The organism is Planococcus sp. APC 3900, assembly GCF_030407735.1.
GTDB lineage: Bacteria > Bacillota > Bacilli > Bacillales_A > Planococcaceae > Planococcus > Planococcus notacanthi.
Genome location: NZ_JASDCT010000001.1, coordinates 614,507 through 633,062 on the forward strand (window position 1 = coordinate 614,507; position 18,556 = coordinate 633,062).

Annotated in this window: 21 protein-coding genes; 18 read left to right on the forward strand and 3 right to left on the reverse strand. The window is 45.3% G+C overall.

Annotated elements, in window-relative coordinates:
- The first annotated feature begins 15 nt into the window (after positions 1-15).
- The 3 genes from QMA04_RS03085 (at position 16) to QMA04_RS03095 (ending at position 2,584) form a co-directional block, all read left to right on the forward strand.
- A complete protein-coding gene (locus QMA04_RS03085; protein ID WP_191715012.1) occupies positions 16-492 on the forward strand; it encodes a metal-dependent hydrolase in 477 nt (158 codons plus the stop codon).
- Between the two features lie 45 nt (positions 493-537).
- The gene (locus QMA04_RS03090) at positions 538-780 is read left to right on the forward strand and encodes a hypothetical protein (RefSeq protein ID WP_191715013.1); all 243 of its coding nucleotides are present in this window, start codon (positions 538-540) and stop codon (positions 778-780) included.
- Positions 781-937: 157 nt separating this feature from the next.
- Positions 938-2,584: an SLC13 family permease gene (locus QMA04_RS03095; protein ID WP_191715014.1), complete on the forward strand. Its 1,647-nt coding sequence runs from the start codon at positions 938-940 to the stop codon at positions 2,582-2,584.
- A gap of 33 nt (positions 2,585-2,617) precedes the next feature.
- Here QMA04_RS03095 and QMA04_RS03100 read toward each other — a convergent pair whose 3' ends face one another.
- Entirely contained in the window at positions 2,618-3,817 is a 1,200-nt protein-coding gene (locus tag QMA04_RS03100; RefSeq protein ID WP_191715015.1) for an MFS transporter, read from the reverse strand.
- 223 nt (positions 3,818-4,040) lie between these two features.
- Complete coding sequence (locus tag QMA04_RS03105; RefSeq protein ID WP_191715016.1) at positions 4,041-4,472, reverse strand: hypothetical protein; 432 nt, start codon at positions 4,470-4,472, stop codon at positions 4,041-4,043.
- A gap of 318 nt (positions 4,473-4,790) precedes the next feature.
- Between QMA04_RS03105 and QMA04_RS03110 the strand changes: the two genes are divergently transcribed.
- The 6 genes from QMA04_RS03110 (at position 4,791) to QMA04_RS03135 (ending at position 9,902) form a co-directional block, all read left to right on the forward strand.
- Positions 4,791-5,468 (forward strand): SOS response-associated peptidase, encoded by a 678-nt coding sequence (locus QMA04_RS03110; RefSeq protein ID WP_290184032.1) that lies wholly within the window; start codon positions 4,791-4,793, stop codon positions 5,466-5,468.
- Between the two features lie 39 nt (positions 5,469-5,507).
- On the forward strand, positions 5,508-6,362 hold the full coding sequence (locus QMA04_RS03115; RefSeq protein ID WP_290184033.1) for a patatin-like phospholipase family protein: 855 nt from the start codon (positions 5,508-5,510) through the stop codon (positions 6,360-6,362).
- A 54-nt stretch (positions 6,363-6,416) separates the two neighbouring features.
- A complete protein-coding gene (locus QMA04_RS03120; RefSeq protein WP_191715018.1) occupies positions 6,417-6,863 on the forward strand; it encodes a GNAT family N-acetyltransferase in 447 nt (148 codons plus the stop codon).
- A 313-nt stretch (positions 6,864-7,176) separates the two neighbouring features.
- The gene (locus tag QMA04_RS03125; protein ID WP_290183923.1) at positions 7,177-8,781 is read left to right on the forward strand and encodes a gamma-glutamyltransferase family protein; all 1,605 of its coding nucleotides are present in this window, start codon (positions 7,177-7,179) and stop codon (positions 8,779-8,781) included.
- A gap of 24 nt (positions 8,782-8,805) precedes the next feature.
- A complete protein-coding gene (locus QMA04_RS03130) occupies positions 8,806-9,372 on the forward strand; it encodes a chromate transporter (protein ID WP_191715020.1) in 567 nt (188 codons plus the stop codon).
- Complete coding sequence (locus QMA04_RS03135) at positions 9,369-9,902, forward strand: chromate transporter (RefSeq protein ID WP_290183924.1); 534 nt, start codon at positions 9,369-9,371, stop codon at positions 9,900-9,902. Before QMA04_RS03130 ends, QMA04_RS03135 begins: the two co-directional genes overlap by 4 nt.
- Positions 9,903-9,939: 37 nt before the next feature.
- Here QMA04_RS03135 and QMA04_RS03140 read toward each other — a convergent pair whose 3' ends face one another.
- Complete coding sequence (locus tag QMA04_RS03140) at positions 9,940-10,134, reverse strand: hypothetical protein (protein WP_191715022.1); 195 nt, start codon at positions 10,132-10,134, stop codon at positions 9,940-9,942.
- 214 nt (positions 10,135-10,348) lie between these two features.
- Between QMA04_RS03140 and QMA04_RS03145 the strand changes: the two genes are divergently transcribed.
- The 9 genes from QMA04_RS03145 to QMA04_RS03185 all read left to right on the forward strand — a co-directional run bounded on the left by QMA04_RS03145 (position 10,349) and on the right by QMA04_RS03185 (position 18,445).
- Positions 10,349-10,831, forward strand: coding sequence for an RrF2 family transcriptional regulator (locus QMA04_RS03145; RefSeq protein WP_290183925.1), 483 nt, complete (start codon positions 10,349-10,351; stop codon positions 10,829-10,831).
- Between the two features lie 91 nt (positions 10,832-10,922).
- Positions 10,923-11,147 carry a DUF896 domain-containing protein gene (locus tag QMA04_RS03150; protein ID WP_203338949.1) on the forward strand — a complete coding sequence of 75 codons (225 nt, stop codon included), beginning with the start codon at positions 10,923-10,925 and terminating at the stop codon, positions 11,145-11,147.
- A gap of 28 nt (positions 11,148-11,175) precedes the next feature.
- Positions 11,176-12,054, forward strand: coding sequence for an Hsp33 family molecular chaperone HslO (gene hslO, locus QMA04_RS03155; protein ID WP_191715025.1), 879 nt, complete (start codon positions 11,176-11,178; stop codon positions 12,052-12,054).
- A 230-nt stretch (positions 12,055-12,284) separates the two neighbouring features.
- Positions 12,285-12,887 (forward strand): alpha/beta hydrolase, encoded by a 603-nt coding sequence (locus tag QMA04_RS03160; protein WP_191715026.1) that lies wholly within the window; start codon positions 12,285-12,287, stop codon positions 12,885-12,887.
- A 174-nt stretch (positions 12,888-13,061) separates the two neighbouring features.
- Positions 13,062-14,027, forward strand: a complete 966-nt coding sequence (locus tag QMA04_RS03165; protein WP_290183927.1) for a glutaminase — start codon at positions 13,062-13,064, stop codon at positions 14,025-14,027.
- Positions 14,028-14,151: 124 nt separating this feature from the next.
- Entirely contained in the window at positions 14,152-16,200 is a 2,049-nt protein-coding gene (locus QMA04_RS03170; RefSeq protein ID WP_290183928.1) for a catalase, read from the forward strand.
- Between the two features lie 122 nt (positions 16,201-16,322).
- The gene (locus QMA04_RS03175) at positions 16,323-17,468 is read left to right on the forward strand and encodes a DUF2382 domain-containing protein (protein WP_290183929.1); all 1,146 of its coding nucleotides are present in this window, start codon (positions 16,323-16,325) and stop codon (positions 17,466-17,468) included.
- A 186-nt stretch (positions 17,469-17,654) separates the two neighbouring features.
- Positions 17,655-17,855 carry a YwbE family protein gene (locus QMA04_RS03180; protein WP_191715030.1) on the forward strand — a complete coding sequence of 67 codons (201 nt, stop codon included), beginning with the start codon at positions 17,655-17,657 and terminating at the stop codon, positions 17,853-17,855.
- Positions 17,856-17,917: 62 nt separating this feature from the next.
- Entirely contained in the window at positions 17,918-18,445 is a 528-nt protein-coding gene (locus QMA04_RS03185; RefSeq protein ID WP_290183930.1) for a YflT domain-containing protein, read from the forward strand.
- Positions 18,446-18,556 lie beyond the last annotated feature (111 nt).

The window sequence follows — 18,556 nt, forward strand, 5'->3', positions numbered from 1 at the left end:
AGGAGAGAAGAAAGCATGACAGGCAAGACACACATCCTAGGCGGCATAACAGCAAGCCTTGCCTTTGCACAAATTACGAATTATGAACCGGTGCTATTGCTCGGGGCAGGCGTCATCGGATCGGTGATCCCCGATATCTGCCATGGCAGCAGCAAAATTGGCCGTGCGTTGCCTGTTCTTTCCAAGTTGATCAATGGTCTATTCGGACATCGGACATTCACCCACAGCCTGCTGTTTTTGGTATTATTCGCGGTTCTGCTGAATAACTTCATGCCAGTGGAAGCCATTTCAGCAGGCCTGCTTGTCGGTATGGCCAGCCATATTGTCTTGGATATGGCGACAAAAAGAGGAGTAAAACTGTTCTTTCCCTTCAAGTGGAATGTCCGTTTTCCTGTGACTGCTACGACTGGCGGCACTTCCGAATACCTGGTTTTCGCTCTTTTATCACTTTTGTCTGTCTACTTTGGCTATGGAGTTTTTATCCCTCTATAAAACGTTTTACTTTATGTTAGAAGGGAAGTAGAGGGGTAACTACTTATGGGAGGAATGATGGTATGGCTAAAAATGATTTCTCAAGAGACGCGAATCCGCAAACGAAACAGAATCGGCGGCAGCGTGAAGAGTTTGAAAGCATTGATCAAGAATCACGGGAAGATGGAAAAAGTATGGAGAAAAGTGGAGCTCACAGCAATACTGGAGTTGGAGATGAACGAAATCCAATTGGCGAATCAGAAAATCAATAATACACCGCTAAAAACGATTGAGAAATTCGAAAGATAAAGGGCAGGGATGCATTGTTCCCAGCCCTTTTTTGTGTCCATTTTTCAAAATGGTTCGATTTTGTCATTTATCCGCTTGTTTGCGAACATATAAACCTATACAATTATGACAGTAATTGTTGAATAATTCTTTTTTTTTAAGAAAGTGGAGGGATAGTATGATTTCTGCTACATGGAACTGGATGTGGGAAAAACATGACCAGGCAAAAGACACGTTCCGTTTATTTACTAACCCAGGAGCGGGCATACCGGAAGGCCGTGATCGGGCTGAGGATGCCGGATCTTATGACGAACGCAAAAAAAAGCGTAGTTACAACACACCGCAGTTAATTGGCTTATTTTTGGGGCCGCTTCTTTTTGTCTTAACTTTAATCTTTGTTAATCCCGAAGGTTTACCGCCTGAAGCAAAAGCCATTTTGGCAAGTACAATTTGGATTGCCACTTGGTGGATTACGGAAGCGATTCCGATTCCGGCCACTTCGCTTCTGCCGATTATTCTGTTTCCAATGACCGGTGGTCTGGATGTCAGCTCCACGACATCTGCCTATGGAAATGATACAATCTTCCTCTTTATGGGCGGCTTCATGATTGCCCTGACGATGGAAAAATGGAACTTGCATAAGCGCATTGCCCTTACCATCATTTCAATCATCGGAACCAATACTGAACGAATTGTACTGGGCTTCATGGTGGCTACCGGATTCCTATCCATGTGGATTTCCAATACGGCCACTGCCATGATGATGGTGCCGATTGGTTTGGCCATCATCTATCAAGTATCGGATGCCTTAAAAGACGACCCTTCCATCGATACTTCAAAAGAGAACTTTGGTTTTGGTAAAGCATTGATGCTCGGAATTGCCTACTCTGCCTCACTCGGCGGAATTGCGACATTGATCGGAACGCCGCCGAACACGTTATTGGCAGGGGCGGTCAATGAAATTTATGGCATTGAAATTACATTTGCACAATGGATGCTATTTGGTGTTCCGTTAGCATGGATTTTTATTTTGGTTGCTTGGGTATATCTAGTGAAATTTGCTTACCCGCAAAAATTAAAGCACCTGCCTGGCGGAAGCGAAGTGATACGCCAGCAGAAAACCGATTTGGGCGCTGCTTCATACGAAGAAAAAGCAGTATTTGCCGTCTTTATAGCGGTAGCACTTGCTTGGATCAGCCGCTCGTTCATCCTAGATGCTTTTGCGCCTGACTTGGAAGTGACGGACGCGATGGTCGGATTGATTGCGGCCATGATCTTGTTCATTGTTCCTTCCAAGAATAGAAAAGGGGATCATTTATTGGATTGGGCAACGGCTGTTAAACTGCCTTGGGGCATTTTGCTGCTGTTCGGTGGAGGGCTGGCCATCGCTGCTGGCTTTACGAACTCGGGTCTGTCTGAATGGATCGGAAGCCAATTGATCGGCTTGCAGGGCGTCAATGTCCTGATCATCGTTCTGGTAGTCGCTGCACTTGTCTTGTTCTTGACTGAAATTACGTCCAATACGGCAACGGCTTCTATGATGTTCCCGATTATGGCGTCACTGGCTGTAGCGCTCAGCATCCATCCTTATGCTTTGATGGTCACTGCAGCTGTTGCTGCGTCCTGTGCATTCATGTTGCCGGTTGCGACACCGCCAAATGCGGTCGTCTTCGGCTCTGGGTATTTGCGGATTGCCGATATGGCAAAAGCAGGATTGGCCTTAAATATATTCGGCATCTTTTTTGTTGGACTTGCGGTGTTCTACTTCCTGCCGCTCGTTTGGGGACTTGATCTGCTATCAATTCCAGCGGAATTCCTTGAGTAAAGAAACATTCCAAAAAGACAGCAAAAAGCAGGCTCACCTCGCGGTGGAGCCTGCTTTTTTTCTGAATAGGGTAATGAACGTTATGTATAGGAGCGGTAAAATTGCAGTGAAGAGAACCAATCCACTCCATCCGGCAGCTGTCCACAACGGGCTCAGCAAGGAGCTTCCGGCTGCCACCCCAATGTAATAAGAAACCAAATACAAACTGGAGGCACTTCCTTTATGGTGGGCAGCCTGCTGGCCGACAGAGGCGGCTGTCAGGGAATGGGAAGTGAAGAATCCCAAGCAGGTTACACAGAGGCCGACAACAATCATCCAGAGATAAGGGCTGAGTGTCATGAAAATGCCGGCGGATAAGATAAAGACCCCAGCCAGCCGGACATTGCGCAGGCCGAATTTCTCGGCAGCCCGGCCGGCTAGCGGAGAGCCAATGACACCAATTCCATAGGCAAAGAATAAATAAGAGATGGCCTGCAGCGACATCGAATAGGGAGGGGCTTCCAGATGGAAAGGAAGATATGTCCAAATGCCCGTAAAGGATACCTGCAATATGGCACCAAGCCCAAAAACGACGAGAAGTGCGGGATTCTTTAAATGGAATAGGAACCCTTCAATATCTTTTGCAAAACTTAAGTGACTGGACTTGAAATTCTGTGATGGCGGCAGCAAGTACACCACTGCTGCAAATAAAAGAAGACCTGTGACAGCAAAGGCGTAGAATGAGAGTTGCCAAGAAAAGTGGTCAGTCAGGTAGCCTGTCAGGACACGGCCGAGCATGCCACCCAGCGCGTTGCTGGAAATATACAAAGCGGTTGCATACGCGATATTCTTGCGATCGATTTCCTCACTGATGTAGGCAAGAGCGGCGGCTGGTACACCGGCCAGCGCGAATCCTTGAATAAAGCGAAGAATCAACAGCACCGCAAAGGAATCTGTCAGCGGAATAATGAAAAAAGGGATAGCTGATCCCAATAGAGAATAGATGATGTAAGATTTCCGGCCATTGCGGTCAGAAAAAAATCCGAGAACAATCAATCCCAGGATCAATCCGATGATGGTCAATGATAAAGCTAAACTGGCTGTCGAAACAGACACTTGAAATTCGTCCACAAAAACAGGGAGCAAAGGCTGAACAGCATACATGTTCGCAAAAATAAACAAAGATGCAAACAAAAGGCTGATGATGATTTTCCAAAACTGGCGGTCTTTTACGGTATATCGTTGAGTAGCCATGGGTCACTTCCAATCGATAATCACTTTCCTTGTACAGCAACTGTATTTTAAAAGGTTGCCACCCCAAGAAATTCATAATATTCTTCATATTAACATGTTAAGCAGAAAATCCATACAAAGGATAAAAGAATAAAGAGAAACTTCAACTAGTGGGAGTTCTTTATCATTTACTGACTAAAAGTGGAATAAAAAAACCCGCATGCACTCCGGCAGCGGGAAAAGATTATATTTTCTTGAAGAAAGATGCAATCTGTTTTTTTGTAGGCTCCTGCAAACGGTAACGCAGTTCCTTATTCTGTGTATTGACGATATGGTAAGCTGGATTTTCAGCAACTGTGAACTTCCAATGAGGTTTCGTATTTTTCTTTTTAATTTGGAGTTCAGGAAGCATCATTTTTTTCGTGAAGCTTTCAAGCTTTGCCATTAAAAAGGTGTCCATGTACCGTACGAGCAAAAAGCCTTGTTGGCGTTCAGGATCGAACTTTGCCAAATTGAATTCACTGACGTCAAAACCTTTTTCATATCGCTGAACAGATGGGGATAATACAAAACAATCTTCATTCATAAAGATAGTTGAGTTTCCTTGTTGTTTCAGCCCTAATTCTTCAACCAGAAAATCCTTGTTGACCAGACTCATTTCGCGTGCAGTAGCCATGTAATTCCTCCTAATATAACTCGTTGTTCTTCTATTATAACACTATTTAGCCATTTAAGGGGCTGTAACGTATTTTCCTTGGATTTTGAGTCTTAATGGATGCAAAGGCTTAGGGCTATCGATTTAAAGGAATAAAGATAACTGAAAAAATCTATCGAAACTGCAAGACGTATGGACAAGAAAATGGACAGTTTCAGGTCTTTTAAAAAGGTTTGATATTATCTGAATACTTCGGGTAAACAAGGCAATTGAAAAGAAGAGAGCCACTATTTCTGGTATATTAAAAGTATAAAACATACAGAGAAAGGCGTGATGAATGTGTGTGGAAGGTATTCATTATTCACTGATTATGCGATTTTGATTGACCGTTTTAATGTTGAAAAAATGGCTGTAGATGAAGGTGAATACACACCAAGCTATAATGTGGCACCTTCCCAGCAAATCATTGCGATTATCAACGATAGCCATAAAAACCGACTGGGTACACTCAGGTGGGGACTGATTCCGCCTTGGGCAAAGGACGAAAAAATCGGCTCTAAAATGATCAATGCGCGATCAGAGACAGTGGCGGAAAAGCCAAGTTTCCGTAATGCCTTTAAAAAGAAGCGTTGTCTGGTAGTTGCAGACTCTTTCTACGAATGGCAACGTAAAGGCGGTGAAAAAATCCCGATGCGCATCAAATTGAAAAACGGAGAACCTTTTGCTTTTGCCGCTTTATGGGAATCGTGGAAAGCGCCCGATGGCAAGACGGTCAATACGTGTTCCATTTTGACAACTGAGGCCAATTCATTGATGAAATCGATTCATGACCGCATGCCGGTTATTTTAACGAAAGAAGAAGAGGAAATGTGGCTGGATCCAAATGTGGAGGACGTCGAAAGATTGAAAGGCCTATTGAAGCCCTATAAAGCTGAAGAAATGGAAGCATACCGTGTTTCGGAAGAAGTCAATTCTCCAAAAAACAATAAACCGGAATTGATTGAAAAAGTCGGTTGAGTTGACCGGAGCCTGTGGTTGATTCAACCAGCAGGGGGGATTCAGATGAAAAGTGGATTGATCCTGGAAGGCGGTGGCATGCGTGGTGTTTATACAGGAGGAGTCCTCGAAAAGTTGTTGGAGGAAGAGATTTTTGTCGATTACGTCATTGGGGTGTCAGCGGGCGCTTGCCATGCTGCATCCTATATTTCCAGGCAAAACGGGCGGAACCGGGAAGTGACCATCGGCTATGTGAACCATCCGGAATATATATCGGTTAAAAATTTATTGGTGAAACGGGAATTGTTCGGGATGGATTTAATCTTTAATGAAATTCCGAACAGCCTCGTGCCTTTTGATTATGAACGCTTTAATAATGCGACAGAAGAATTTGTCGTAGGGGCAACGGATTGCCTGACAGGAGAAGCGGTTTATTTTGAAAAACAAAATCGGCCAGAAGATGTATTGGCGATTGTGAGAGCTTCCAGTTCTTTGCCTTTAATGTCAAAACCGGTGGAGTTCGCGGGGAAATTATTGATGGATGGCAGCATTGCAGATCCGCTTCCCATCCGAAAAGCTTTATCCGATGGTGTCACCAAACCAATCATTGTGTTGACGAGAGAAAAAGGCTACCGCAAAAAGAGGAGCCGATTTGCACGCATCTTGCCTGCTTTTGTCCGCCAATATCCGGCTATCGCAAAGAAAATGGAAAGCCGCCACCTTTATTACAACGAAACAATGGATTTTATTGATCAATTGGAGCAGGAAGGTTTGGCAATGGTGATTCGGCCAATGAATTTGTATAAGATCCGAGGGATTGAACGCGATCAGGAAAAGCTGGAAGTTTTATATCAGCAAGGATATCAGGATGCTACAGCCCGTTTTGATGAATTGATCGATTTTCTTCAAAAATAAAACACACAGGCATAGAAGCTCATGGTTTGATTAAATCAGCTGGAGGAGAAATACATGATTGGAGAAATCAATCACCGCAATAAGCAGGTGGCCCAGGAGATATTGGAAATCCAACTTCCTGCCTACGGCATAGAAGCTGAGCTTATGGATTTTTACGAAATTCCTCAACTTCATGAAACGGCTATCGATATTCAAAACAGCGGGGAATTATTTGTCGGTTTCCAGGAGGAAGAACTGATGGGAGTAGTATCGTATAAAATGGTGGACGGACTTGTGGATATTCACCGACTTATCGTAAATCCGGCATATTTCCGCAGAGGCATCGGCAAAAGGCTGTTGGAATATTTACTGAAGCGCTATAAAGGCTATGAGTTCATCGTCAGCACGGGAACTGCCAATAAACCGGCGATTGCCTTATATCAAGCATTCGGTTTTCAGGAACAGCGGAAAGTTGAAGTGGCTCCGGGAATCGAGTGTACAGTGTTCGGTTTAAGAAACTGACTGTTGATAAGATAGAGCCCTGCTGACCGCTAATGCGGTCAGCAGGGTTTTGCTTTGAAAGCAGGAAGTTACTGGTTTTTTTAAATGGGAATATTCCGTATTTTTAGTTTATCGAGTGGAAATATACTACTGGATACTTTATACTTGGGGTTATTCTTGTTTTGTTATAGTGAAATAAAGCTTAGTCACAAGCAGACCACAAAGTGGACTGTCTTTGGATTTCGATTGAATAGATTTATACCGAGTAGTGGAATAAAGGTTCTGCTTGATGGTGGGGCATAAAAGGGATATTGGGAGAAAGGGAGGATATAGAATGGACTATTTGCACAATCCGTTTGCATCACAACGGCAAACCGTATTTTCAAAAAAAGGAATGGTGGCGACTTCTCAGCCGCTTGCAGCACAGGCCGGTATTGAAATTATGCAAAATGGTGGGAACGCCATTGATGCAGCGATAGCAACCGCTGCGGCTTTGACAGTTGTGGAACCGACTTCGAACGGCATTGGCGGAGATGCTTTCGCCCTGGTTTGGGTGAAAGATAAATTACATGGCTTGAACAGCTCAGGGCCTGCACCGAAAAGCATTTCTCCAGAAGCAGTCAAAGCGCTCGGTTTCGAGAAAATGCCGACATTCGGTTTGGTTCCCATAACGGTGCCGGGAGTGCCGGCTGCATGGGCCGAATTATCACAGAAATTCGGCAAATTATCATTGGCGGATGCATTAAAGCCTGCAATCCGCTACGCGGAGGAAGGCTATCCATTGACGCCGATTCTCGGGAAGTACTGGAAAGCTGCTTATTCCAAATACAAAAATACATTTACGGACGAAGAATATAAAGGATGGTTCGATACCTTTGCACCGAACGGCCGTGCACCTGAAATCGGTGAAATATGGTCGTCTCCTGGACATGCGCGTACATTGATTGAAATCGGGCAAACCGATGCACGTTCTTTCTACGAAGGAGCAATCGCTGACAAAATTGATGACTTCATGAAAAAGCATGAAGGATTTTTAGCCAAAGAAGATTTAAAAGCATTCAAGCCGGAGTGGGTGGAGCCGGTTTCAACAAATTATCGGGGCTATGATGTATGGGAGATTCCGCCCAACGGCCAAGGTATGGTCGCTTTGATGGCTTTGAATATCTTTAAAGAATTGGGAGAGCCGAAATGGCAATCTGCTGATACGTATCATGAACAGATTGAGGCCATGAAACTGGCATTTACAGATGGAAAAGCGTTTATAACTGAGCCGGAAAATATGCCGGTCAGTACGCAACACCTTTTGTCGAAAGAGTATGCAGCAGCACGGGCCAAGACGATCGGCGAAAATGCCTGTGACCCGGAACCTTATGAATTGCCGAAAGGCGGAACGGTTTATTTGTCGGCAGCAGATGAAGAAGGCAATATGATTTCCTATATCCAAAGCAATTACATGGGCTTTGGCTCAGGCATCGTCATTCCGGAAACCGGCATCAGTCTGCAGAATCGCGGAGCGGATTTTTCGTTGGATCCTGAGCACCCGAATGTATTAGCTGGAGGCAAGCGTACATTCCATACCATTATTCCAGGGTTCCTGACAAAAGACGGAAAAGCTGTCGGGCCATTTGGTGTAATGGGCGGCTATATGCAGCCGCAAGGCCATTTCCAGGTAGTCACCAATACCATCGACTATTTGATGAATCCTCAAGCGGCTCTTGATGCCCCCAGGTGGCAATGGATGGAAGGGAAAATTGTTCTTGTGGAACCGACTTTCCCGAATTACCTGGCACAGGCCCTATCCCGCAAAGGCCATCAAATTCAAGTAGCGACCGATGGCGGCAGTTTCGGAAGAGGACAAATCATTTGGCGCAATCCTGAGACAGGTGTCTTGGCCGGCGGCACCGAATCACGTACGGATGGTGCAGTGGCCGCCTGGTAGGCTTTGAAAAGTGGAGGAAAAGAAATGGGACAATCCAAATTAAAAACAAACAAAGATCTTTTTGCCGCTTTTTTTCGTGTCGGCCTATTGGGGTTTGGTGGTGGACCTGCTGCAATTCCGCTTTTTCACCGTGAAGCCGTGGTCAATTATAAATGGATGACAGAAGATGAATTTGGCGATACCTTAGCCTTGGGGAACACCATGCCAGGACCGATTGCCACAAAGATGGCGGGTTATATCGGCTACCGGGTCAACGGAGTGATTGGCTGCCTTATTGCCTTGGCCGCATCCGTTATTCCGACAGTGGTGTTGATGATTCTTCTGTTGGGCATCTTGCAGAAGTATAAAGAGCTGGATTGGGTCAACAGCATGTCCGCCGCTGTCGTACCGGTTGTCGGGGTCATGCTGGCAGTGATGACATGGGATTTCTTTCAGAAATCTGGCCAAGCTTTGGGGATTGGCCGAGCGATTCTGTTTACGGGAATCGCCATCGTTCTATTAGAAGTATTGAATATCCATCCGGCTATCGTGATAATGGGAATTTTGATTCTTTCCTTAACTTCCTTTAAGAAAGGGGAAAGGTCGAAATGATTTACTGGTACATTTTCTTGGCATTTTTTATTCCGGGCATTTTAGGATATGGCGGAGGCCCGGCTTCGATTCCACTGGTGGAAAACGAAGTGGTGGACCGCTACGGGTGGATGACCACCCAGGAATTCGGTGAAGTCCTGGCTTTGGGCAATGCGTTGCCAGGTCCGATCGCTACGAAAATGGCAGGCTATATCGGCTATATGGAAGGCGGCGTTTTGGGGGCGATCGTTGCTTTATTCGCTTCAGTTGCGCCTTCTCTTATTCTGATGGTGCTGTTGATGGTGACCTTGTTGAAATACAAAGATTCGCCGAAAGTCAAAAATATTACGAGGTTGGTCCGACCGGTCATCGCCGTGCTGCTCGGTGCCATGACATTACAGTTTTTCATGACTTCTGTCGATACTTCAGGCACTGTCCAGACAGTTATCCTGATCATCATCAGCTACTGGCTGTTGGAAATCAGGAAGATCCATCCGGCAATGGTCATTCTACTGGCGCTTGTCTATGGTGCTATATCGGGCATTTTTTAGCTGGTTCTGCAGCTGGCTAATTTTTATCCATTCCACATCAAAGGGGGCTGTCCCAAAAGGTCATGAAAATGACTTTTGGTGGCAGCCCTTTTGTCGTTCCCGAAAGACCCGGCAGATGTCCATTGCGGCGGACGCGTTCCGCGGGCACGGCTTCTGCCGCTTCCCTCGCTGCGCTCAGTCCAGTGGCTCCAGCCCGCGCTGTTCCCGCTGGAGTCGCCGCCTCCATTCCCATCAGCCGGCTACTCCCAGAAAACGTATTCCCCATCCAAAAACAGCCGGAGAGAAAGGCTTTCTTTCTCTCCGGCTGTTTTATTTTAGAGACTTATAGGACAGCCCCTTTTTCTATGTCCGGAATAAGCAGGCATATTTATTTACTTTTAATTCGAGATAGTTTATCGTGGATAACGAGGATAAATTTTATCCTTAATTGAAAGAGGGTGATTTGGGTGCACATGAAACCAGGTGTAGAACAATCGGTATATGCGATTTTATTATTGAATATGCTTCCTGATAAAGCGGTGCTTCCGGGTGAAGCCATCAGCCAACAGATCGGCACTTCTCCGACCTATTTTCAGAAGCTGTTGAGAAAACTGGTCAGTGCAGGCTTGATCACTTCTGTGCCAGGAGTTAAAGGCGGGTTTAAACTTAATAAAAAACCGGAAAACATCAGTGTTTTTGATATATATGAAGCGATTGAGGGACAGCAGGCACTGTATTCTCCAAGTGGCGTGCTCGGTGATTTGCTTGAACTGGAGGAACCGGAGCGTTGCTGTCTGTTGACGGATTTGATGCTTGACGCAGAAAATGCCTGGCGCCTCCGGATGGAACAGGAAACCATTGCTTTGCTTTCTGAGAAAATGAATGAACAGCGTTTTCATGAAAAAACGAGAAAATTAAACGAATGGCTGGCACAAAAGCTGGTCGGATAGAGAAACTTCAGACAGGTTCTTTAACCCCTGCTGATTGTTGGTTGATCCATTGCCCGTTAAAGCGGAACAAAAAGGGAAAGAGGAGAAGAAAATGATTGCCATCTTGCCGCGCATTAATCAATTAGCGAAAAAAGCACGTGAAGAAGGATTGACCAATGCAGAAAAAGTCGAGCGCCAAGTATTGCGTGAAGACTATTTGCGGTCCATTCGCGGACAGATTGAATCCACCGTCACCAATATGACGGTCATTGACCCGTTAGGCGATGACATCACTCCGGACAAAGTCCGTGCAAAAAAACAAGCCATCCAAGAGTAGAAAGCTTGATAGAGAAAGGGAGAACAAAATGAACGATTACTTAGTGAAAGCCTTAGCCTTTGATGGGCAAGTGCGCGCCTATGCGGCACGCACAACTGAAACTGTTGGAGAAGCGCAGCGCCGCCATTATACATGGCCGACTGCCTCTGCTGCACTTGGCCGTTCCATGACAGCGAGTGTCATGCTGGGTGCCATGATGAAAGGCGAAGAAAAATTGACGATCCGAATAAATGGAGGAGGTCCAATCGGAACAATTCTGGTGGATGCAAACGCCAAAGGGGAAGTCCGTGGATACGTATCCAATCCTTTGACCCATTTTGATTTGAACGAGCAAGGCAAACTGGATGTCAGAAGAGCGGTCGGTACGGAAGGCACGTTGGCAGTTTCCAAAGATATTGGCTTGCTTCAGCCATTTGTAGGGCAAGTTCCTTTGGTGTCCGGTGAACTCGGCGAGGATTTTACCCATTATATCGTTACTTCTGAGCAGATACCTTCTTCTGTCGGTGTTGGCGTTATCGTCAATCCTGACAACACCATCCAAGCTTCTGGCGGATTCATCATCCAATTGCTTCCCGGGACAGAAGAAAAAGTCATCACGGATATCGAGGAGCGTCTGAAAACCATTCCGACCATTTCCAATATGGTGCGGCAGGGAATGACGCCGGAAGATATCTTAAATGAAGTATTGGGTGCAGGCAATGTTAAAGTGCTCGAAGAAATGCCTGTCCAATTTCAGTGCCAATGCTCAAGAGACCGGATTTCCAGAGCGATTCAAGGCTTGGGCGCTGCAGAAATCGAAGATATGATCGTGACCGACGGCCAAGCGGAAGCACAATGCCATTTCTGCAATGAGAACTATTTATTCTCCAAAGAAAATTTAGAGGACATGCTGCAGTCTGAAGCCTGATAACAGCAAGAGGCCCATGCACATTCGTGCTATGGGCCTTTTCTTTTGAAGGAAGAAAAGATTTATGGTATTATTATCTTGAATTCGAGATAAGTTTCTGGTTAAATTAATTAGGGAATAGAAAAAAGGCATAGAACTCTTAAGTAAACTAAATGCTAATACGTTTCAAACTACAGAAATTTGCTTCTTCATTTCGACTTATCGACATTATAATTGGAGGTTCTCAACTAATGAAACATATTTTTCAACAAGGCAGCAATCCTGAAAAACCGACTTTTCTTATGCTTCACGGAACAGGTGGAAACGAAAACGACTTATTGGCCATTGCCGCTCATATTGATCCGGAAGCGGCTGTATTGAGTGTTCGTGGAAATGTGTCGGAAAACGGCATGCCGCGCTTTTTCAAACGCTTGTCAGAGGGTGTCTTCGATATGGAGGATTTAAAAATCCGTACAGAAGAACTGCATGAATTTATTGGTCAAGCGTCTGAAGAACATGGTTTTAATCGCCGCAACGTTATTGCCATCGGCTATTCAAATGGTGCCAATATTGCAGCAAACTTGCTGTTTACGTATGCGGATTCGCTGAAAGGGGCTATTTTGCATCACCCGATGGTGCCGAATCGTGATGCCGAATTGCCGAATTTAACGGGTGTACCGGTGTTTATTGCGGCAGGCACCAACGACCCGATCTGTCCGGCAGAAGAGTCAACAGACCTGGAAAAATTATTGGCTGGCGCAGGGGCGGACGTCCAATTGCATTGGGAAGACTTTGGCCATCAATTGACGATGCCTGAAGTGGAAGCCGCTAAAGAATGGTACGATAAGCTTTAATAAAATCTTTTATGACAAACTGCACCTTGAGTGAACCATCACTTGAGGTGCAGTTTGTCTTTGGTTAAGAACACATCTATTGGTTGACGTGTTCTCTATGCAGGCCAGTGGCTTTTGACAAAGGCTGTTGCTTTCATTCATGATAGGAAGAAAGTAACTTAAGGAGGGATGGCAATGCAAACCAATCCGCATATTCAAGAACAATTAGAAGCTTGGGTTCAAGAAAACAAAGGCCATGCTGTATTGGGGACGACTGCCCAATACATACCGGCACTAGGGAAAGAAGATCCGAGCCAACTGGGGATCTGCATGGTTGATGATGAAGGAAACTATTATTGCGCAGGGGATACGGATAAAGAATTTACCCTCCAGAGCATTTCAAAAGCATTGACATTCATCGCATTGAGCTGCCATTACGGTTTGGAATTTGTACTGGAACGGGTGGATGTCGAACCGACCGGAGAAGCATTCAACTCGATTATCCCATTTGAAATCCACCGGCCGAACAAGCCCTTCAATCCGTTTATCAATGCGGGAGCTATTACGATATCAGCCTTGCTTCCGGGACAAACAAGCCAAAAGAAATATGAGTATCTCCTGCATTTTCTGGAAGAACTGGTCGGCCATCCGTTGGAATTGGATAAGGAAGTGTACGATTCGGAATGGCAATCATCCCACCGTAACCGGGCACTCGCTTATTATTTGAAGGAAGCTAAATTTCTGGATCTTGAAGTGGAAGAAGCGTTGGATATTTATATTCGCCAATGCGCCATTAAAGTGAGCACCAAGGATTTGGCGCTGATCGGCTTGATCATCGCTTATGACGGATACAATCCAATCACGAAAGTAAAACATTTTTCGGAAGAAATTGCTCAAGTGGCGAAAGTCCTCATGGTGACATGCGGCATGTACAACTCTTCTGGGAATTTTGCAGCGCATGTCGGGATTCCGGCAAAAAGTGGTGTATCAGGAGGCATTATGGCTGCTGTTCCTCCCAAACTTCATTCACAGACTTATGAATTCCGTGCAGGAGCGGGAATTGGTGTCTATGGCCCCGCGATTGATGTGCAGGGAAACAGTGCAGCAGGAACGATGATGCTGCGGCAAATATCAAAAGAATGGGATTTAAGCATTTTTTAATAAGGAACTCCGCAGGCTCTCCAAGCTTGTGGAGTTTTTTATTGGAGAAAATCTAAATTGAGGTGTGCTGCGAAAGAAGACAGGGTAGTAAAAGAAAGAATATAAAAACAAAAGGAGTGGCAAAATGGCGAAAAGTCCTGAAGTGAATGAAAACAGCAAAGATGAACAATTGGAGCAATATCGGACAGATGATTCCGGAAAAAGCCTGACGACCAATCAGGGGCTGAAAATGGCCGAAGACGAGTTTTCATTGAAGGCTGGAGAACGGGGCCCCACTTTGATGGAGGATTTCCATTTCCGGGAAAAAATGACGCATTTTGACCATGAACGCATTCCTGAGCGCGTAGTTCATGCTAGAGGCTATGCAGCCCATGGTGTCTTTGAAGCATATGATTCCTTAGAGCATTTGACGAAAGCCAAGTTCCTTTCTGAAAAAGGCAAGAAAACGCCTGTTTTCGTACGGTTTTCCACTGTTGCCGGGTCAAAGGGCTCTGCAGAAACCGTCAGGGACGTAAGAGGGTTTGCGACGAAGTTTTACACAGAAGAAGGAAATTATGATTTGGTCGGCAATAACATGCCGGTGTTCTTTATCCAGGATGCCATCAAGTTTCCAGACTTTGTCCACGCTGTGAAACCGGAGCCGCATAACGAAATGCCGCAGGCAGCCAGTGCACATGATACCTTATGGGATTTCGTCATCAATAATCAGGAAACGGCTCATATGATGATGTGGCTGATGTCTGATCGCGCGATTCCGCGCAGTTTCCGTATGATGGACGGCTTTGGTGTACATGCTTTCCGTTTCGTCAATGCAGAAGGCAAGTCGCATTTTGTCAAATTCAATTGGAAATCAACACTGGGCACTCATTCGCTCGTATGGGACGAAGCACAGAAAATCGCCGGAAAAGATCCGGATTTCAATCGCCGGGACTTATACGATTCCATTGAGCAAGGGGATTTCCCAGAATGGGAGTTGGGTGTTCAGATTGTACCTGAGGACGATGAATACAAGTTTGATTTTGATTTGCTGGATGCTACGAAATTGTGGCCGCAGGAAGAAATTCCAATCCAAATCATCGGTAAAATGACGCTGAACCGCAATGTGGATAATGTCTTTGCGGAAACTGAACAAGTGGCATTCCATCCTGGACATGTAGTGCCGGGAATTGATTTTTCAAACGATCCGTTGCTTCAAGGACGTCTGTTCTCCTATACAGACACTCAACTCCTTCGGTTGAACGGTCCGAATTTCCATGAACTTCCGATCAATCGGCCGGTTTGCCCTTTCCATAATAACCAACGGGATGGTGTCGGACGCCAAACGATCAATAAGGGACGGGTTTCTTATCAAAAAAGTTCATTCACCAACAGTACACCTGCTCCAGTAAGCGAAGCGGAAGGCGGCTATTCTCATTATCAGGAGAAAGTGGATGGACGCAAAGTACGTGCGCGCAGTGAAAGTTTTAACGATCATTTTTCTCAAGCCACAATGTTCTGGAACAGTATGACTTCCCCAGAGAAAGAGCATATTATTGAGGCGTTCAGTTTTGAACTTGGAAAATGCCAGGAATCTTGGATTCGTGAAGGTGCTGTTGAGATGTTCACTAACGTCAACTTGGAAATGGCACAGGCAGTGGCCAAAAACATTGGAGTTGCACCTCCGGCAAGCGGAGGTTCGAATGTCACAAAGGCCTCGCCGGCACTTAGCCTGGAAAATACAGTAAAATCTCCGGCAACTCGTAAAGTGGGTGTACTGATTGATAATGGCTTTAACGAAGAAGAAGTGTTGAATGTCCTTAAAGAGCTGCAGGCGAAAGGTGTGCAGTACGAAGTGGTCAGTGAAATGCAAGGCGAACTGAAAGGTACGGGCGGCAAGGGAATCACCGCCGACCATACTTTCAATACCACAGATCCGGTGCTGTATGATGCCATTTATGCAGTAGGCGGTCCGGATGTCAGCAGAAAATTCGCCAAGGAAGCAGCACGCTATATCGGTGAAGCATTTGATCATTACAAACCGATTGGTGCTACACACGATGGCCAGCAATGGCTGGAAGCAGCACATATCGAAAACCAGCCGGGGGTAGTCGCAGCAACTGCTGGATCCGAATTTGCTTCATCTTTCGTTGAAGCGATTACCGCCCATCGCCACTGGAACAGACAAATCGACTAAGAGAAAAAGTTTACGGAAATTAAATTCTTAAATATCAACATGTTTAAGAAAAGTCCTGTCGGGTATTTTCTAAACTAAGCAAGCATTTTCAAAATACGCATAAAAAATTGGAGGAATAGAAAATGGCCAACAATAAATTTATGGGAACGTTCGACAGCGAAACGGAAGTATTAAGAAAAATCGAGGAACTGAAAGCACAAGGTTCCCGCGAAGAAGATATGTACGTAATGGCACGGGACAAAGATCAAATTTCAATGGTCCGGGGACGCACAGATGTAGATTACAAATCATCTGAAGGAAACTGGATGGATAAGTTCATGGGCTTCTTGTCAGGTGATGAACCTACACGCCAGGCATTCTCAGGAATGGGTGTAGATGAAGCAGAAGCTGACCGTTATTACAAAGAAGTACAGAACGGCAAAATCTTATTATTTGTAGACCGTGAATACGGCGCGAACTATGAAGGTAAAGCACCATACGACAATACGTCTACAAGCGGTGCAGCTGGCACAATGGGCGCAGCTGGAGCTGCCGGAGCTTCTGGATTAGGATCAGCCAGAACTCATAAAGACGATGAGGCAGTAGGAAGAGACGGCTTAACAGTCGACACAAATGAAGAAAATGGTGTTTACTACAATAAAAAAGACGATAAATTCAGCAGTGGCACCTCAGAAACTGCAGGTGTCGGAAGAGATTCAGGCACAGGCTTCGGATTAGGATCAGATCGTACGGTGGACGACGTCAACCGCACAGACCGATTTGATGACACAAATCGTGATTTGAACCGTACAGATACAGACCTTAACCGCACAGGCACGGAAGAAGAGAAACTTCGCTTGCATGAAGAGCGTTTGAATGTTGACAAAGAGCGTGTACAAACCGGTGAAGTAAATGTCGGCAAACACGTTGTTGAAGAAAATCAAACAATCGAAGTGCCTGTAGAACGCGAAGAAGTCTATGTAGAACGCCGGCCTGTAAATGAAGAAACGACAGGAAATTCGTTTGATAAAGATTCCGGTTTAACTGGAGACGCTTATCAAGAAGGCGAAAACATCCACATTCCAGTAACAGAAGAACGCGTCGAAGTAACGAAAAAAGACGTAGTTGCTGAAGAGATTGTCGTAGGCAAGCGCAAAGTCCAGGACACGGAAACTGTCAATGAAACTGTACGCCGTGAAGAAGCGGATATCGATGAAGATACCAATTTGACGGATGATGAGTTAACGCGCAAAAACCGTACAGACCGTACAGACCGCGATCGTTTATAATCGTTGGAATGCTTGAAGGCGGGGGATATTCCCCGCCTTTTTATTATGGATTTTTGGAAGTTTGAGGGCGCAAAGAGCGGGTGACGGCAGAGCAAAAGATTGATGGCCATTATTGGTTTTGATTTGAAGAATTTTGTTCAGCTGTTAGGAATAGCGTATGATAGAAGAAAGCAAGGAGGGATAGATATGGACGGTAAAAAAAGAAGTGATGTAAAACCAGGGATTGAAGTGAATGTGATTTTAAAGCAGGATCAGCGTTCTGGTAAAAAAACACGTGGTGTGGTCAAAGATTTATTGACCAACTCGGCAACTCATCCGCATGGCATCAAAGTGCGTCTGGAAGACGGACAAGTCGGACGGGTTTGTGAGATTCTTTCCGGAAAGTAGGCATTGTTTCGCACTCCTTGAGTGAGGGTAAAATACAGTAACCCCTTAAAGGAGCGATGATGATGCCAAATCGAATTATCGAAACGTATGATACGGAAGAAAATGTTCTCCAGAAAATCGAGGAACTGAAAAAAGACGGTTATCTGGAAAAAGATATGTATATTATGGCTAAATCCGACAATCAATTGTCGCTGGTCAGAGGAAAGTCAGATGTAGAGGCCCACGCCTCTGAAGGTGGATGGGCAGACCGATTTGCCACATTCTTAACTGGTGATCAAAAAGTCCATCAAGCATTTTCAGATATGGGCATTGATGAAAGTGAATCCGAACATTATTACCGCGACGTGCAGAATGGCAAATTACTGCTCTTCGTCGATACAGATGCACAGGATGCGTTTGAACTGCCGGAAAATGAGAAAACCGCAATTCAAGAAGACAAGCTCGAATCAGAAGGACCCCGTGTCATAGAAGAAGAACGGGAAGAAAAGGCTGTTGAACTGGATGACCGCCATTACGAAGACCCGGCATTCAGAAAAGACAAACGAAACGCAGATCCAATCAGCAAACCAGACGAAAAGAACTTTATTTAATAGAAAAGCGGAAGTGCCTGTCCAGCTCTGCCGGGCATAAGGCAGACCAGCGAAGTGGCGTTCTTTGCCACATAGCTGGGTTGACTTATGACCCAAAGAGCTAGGCACTGG

What these genes read in the sequence shown, in the direction of transcription:
- QMA04_RS03175 (WP_290183929.1), top strand. Translation starts at nt 16,323, where the DNA reads ATGGCCAACAATAAATTTATGGGAACGTTCGACAGCGAAACGGAAGTA.
- QMA04_RS03150 (WP_203338949.1), top strand. Translation starts at nt 10,923, where the DNA reads ATGATTGCCATCTTGCCGCGCATTAATCAATTAGCGAAAAAAGCACGT.
- QMA04_RS03095 (WP_191715014.1), top strand. Translation starts at nt 938, where the DNA reads ATGATTTCTGCTACATGGAACTGGATGTGGGAAAAACATGACCAGGCA.
- QMA04_RS03185 (WP_290183930.1), top strand. Translation starts at nt 17,918, where the DNA reads ATGCCAAATCGAATTATCGAAACGTATGATACGGAAGAAAATGTTCTC.
- QMA04_RS03180 (WP_191715030.1), top strand. Translation starts at nt 17,655, where the DNA reads ATGGACGGTAAAAAAAGAAGTGATGTAAAACCAGGGATTGAAGTGAAT.
- QMA04_RS03170 (WP_290183928.1), top strand. Translation starts at nt 14,152, where the DNA reads ATGGCGAAAAGTCCTGAAGTGAATGAAAACAGCAAAGATGAACAATTG.
- QMA04_RS03125 (WP_290183923.1), top strand. Translation starts at nt 7,177, where the DNA reads ATGGACTATTTGCACAATCCGTTTGCATCACAACGGCAAACCGTATTT.
- hslO (WP_191715025.1), top strand. Translation starts at nt 11,176, where the DNA reads ATGAACGATTACTTAGTGAAAGCCTTAGCCTTTGATGGGCAAGTGCGC.
- QMA04_RS03140 (WP_191715022.1), bottom strand. Translation starts at nt 10,134, where the DNA reads ATGGGAATGGAGGCGGCGACTCCAGCGGGAACAGCGCGGGCTGGAGCC.
- QMA04_RS03120 (WP_191715018.1), top strand. Translation starts at nt 6,417, where the DNA reads ATGATTGGAGAAATCAATCACCGCAATAAGCAGGTGGCCCAGGAGATA.
- QMA04_RS03090 (WP_191715013.1), top strand. Translation starts at nt 538, where the DNA reads ATGGGAGGAATGATGGTATGGCTAAAAATGATTTCTCAAGAGACGCGA.
- QMA04_RS03135 (WP_290183924.1), top strand. Translation starts at nt 9,369, where the DNA reads ATGATTTACTGGTACATTTTCTTGGCATTTTTTATTCCGGGCATTTTA.
- QMA04_RS03165 (WP_290183927.1), top strand. Translation starts at nt 13,062, where the DNA reads ATGCAAACCAATCCGCATATTCAAGAACAATTAGAAGCTTGGGTTCAA.
- QMA04_RS03100 (WP_191715015.1), bottom strand. Translation starts at nt 3,817, where the DNA reads ATGGCTACTCAACGATATACCGTAAAAGACCGCCAGTTTTGGAAAATC.
- QMA04_RS03085 (WP_191715012.1), top strand. Translation starts at nt 16, where the DNA reads ATGACAGGCAAGACACACATCCTAGGCGGCATAACAGCAAGCCTTGCC.
- QMA04_RS03160 (WP_191715026.1), top strand. Translation starts at nt 12,285, where the DNA reads ATGAAACATATTTTTCAACAAGGCAGCAATCCTGAAAAACCGACTTTT.
- QMA04_RS03130 (WP_191715020.1), top strand. Translation starts at nt 8,806, where the DNA reads ATGGGACAATCCAAATTAAAAACAAACAAAGATCTTTTTGCCGCTTTT.
- QMA04_RS03105 (WP_191715016.1), bottom strand. Translation starts at nt 4,472, where the DNA reads ATGGCTACTGCACGCGAAATGAGTCTGGTCAACAAGGATTTTCTGGTT.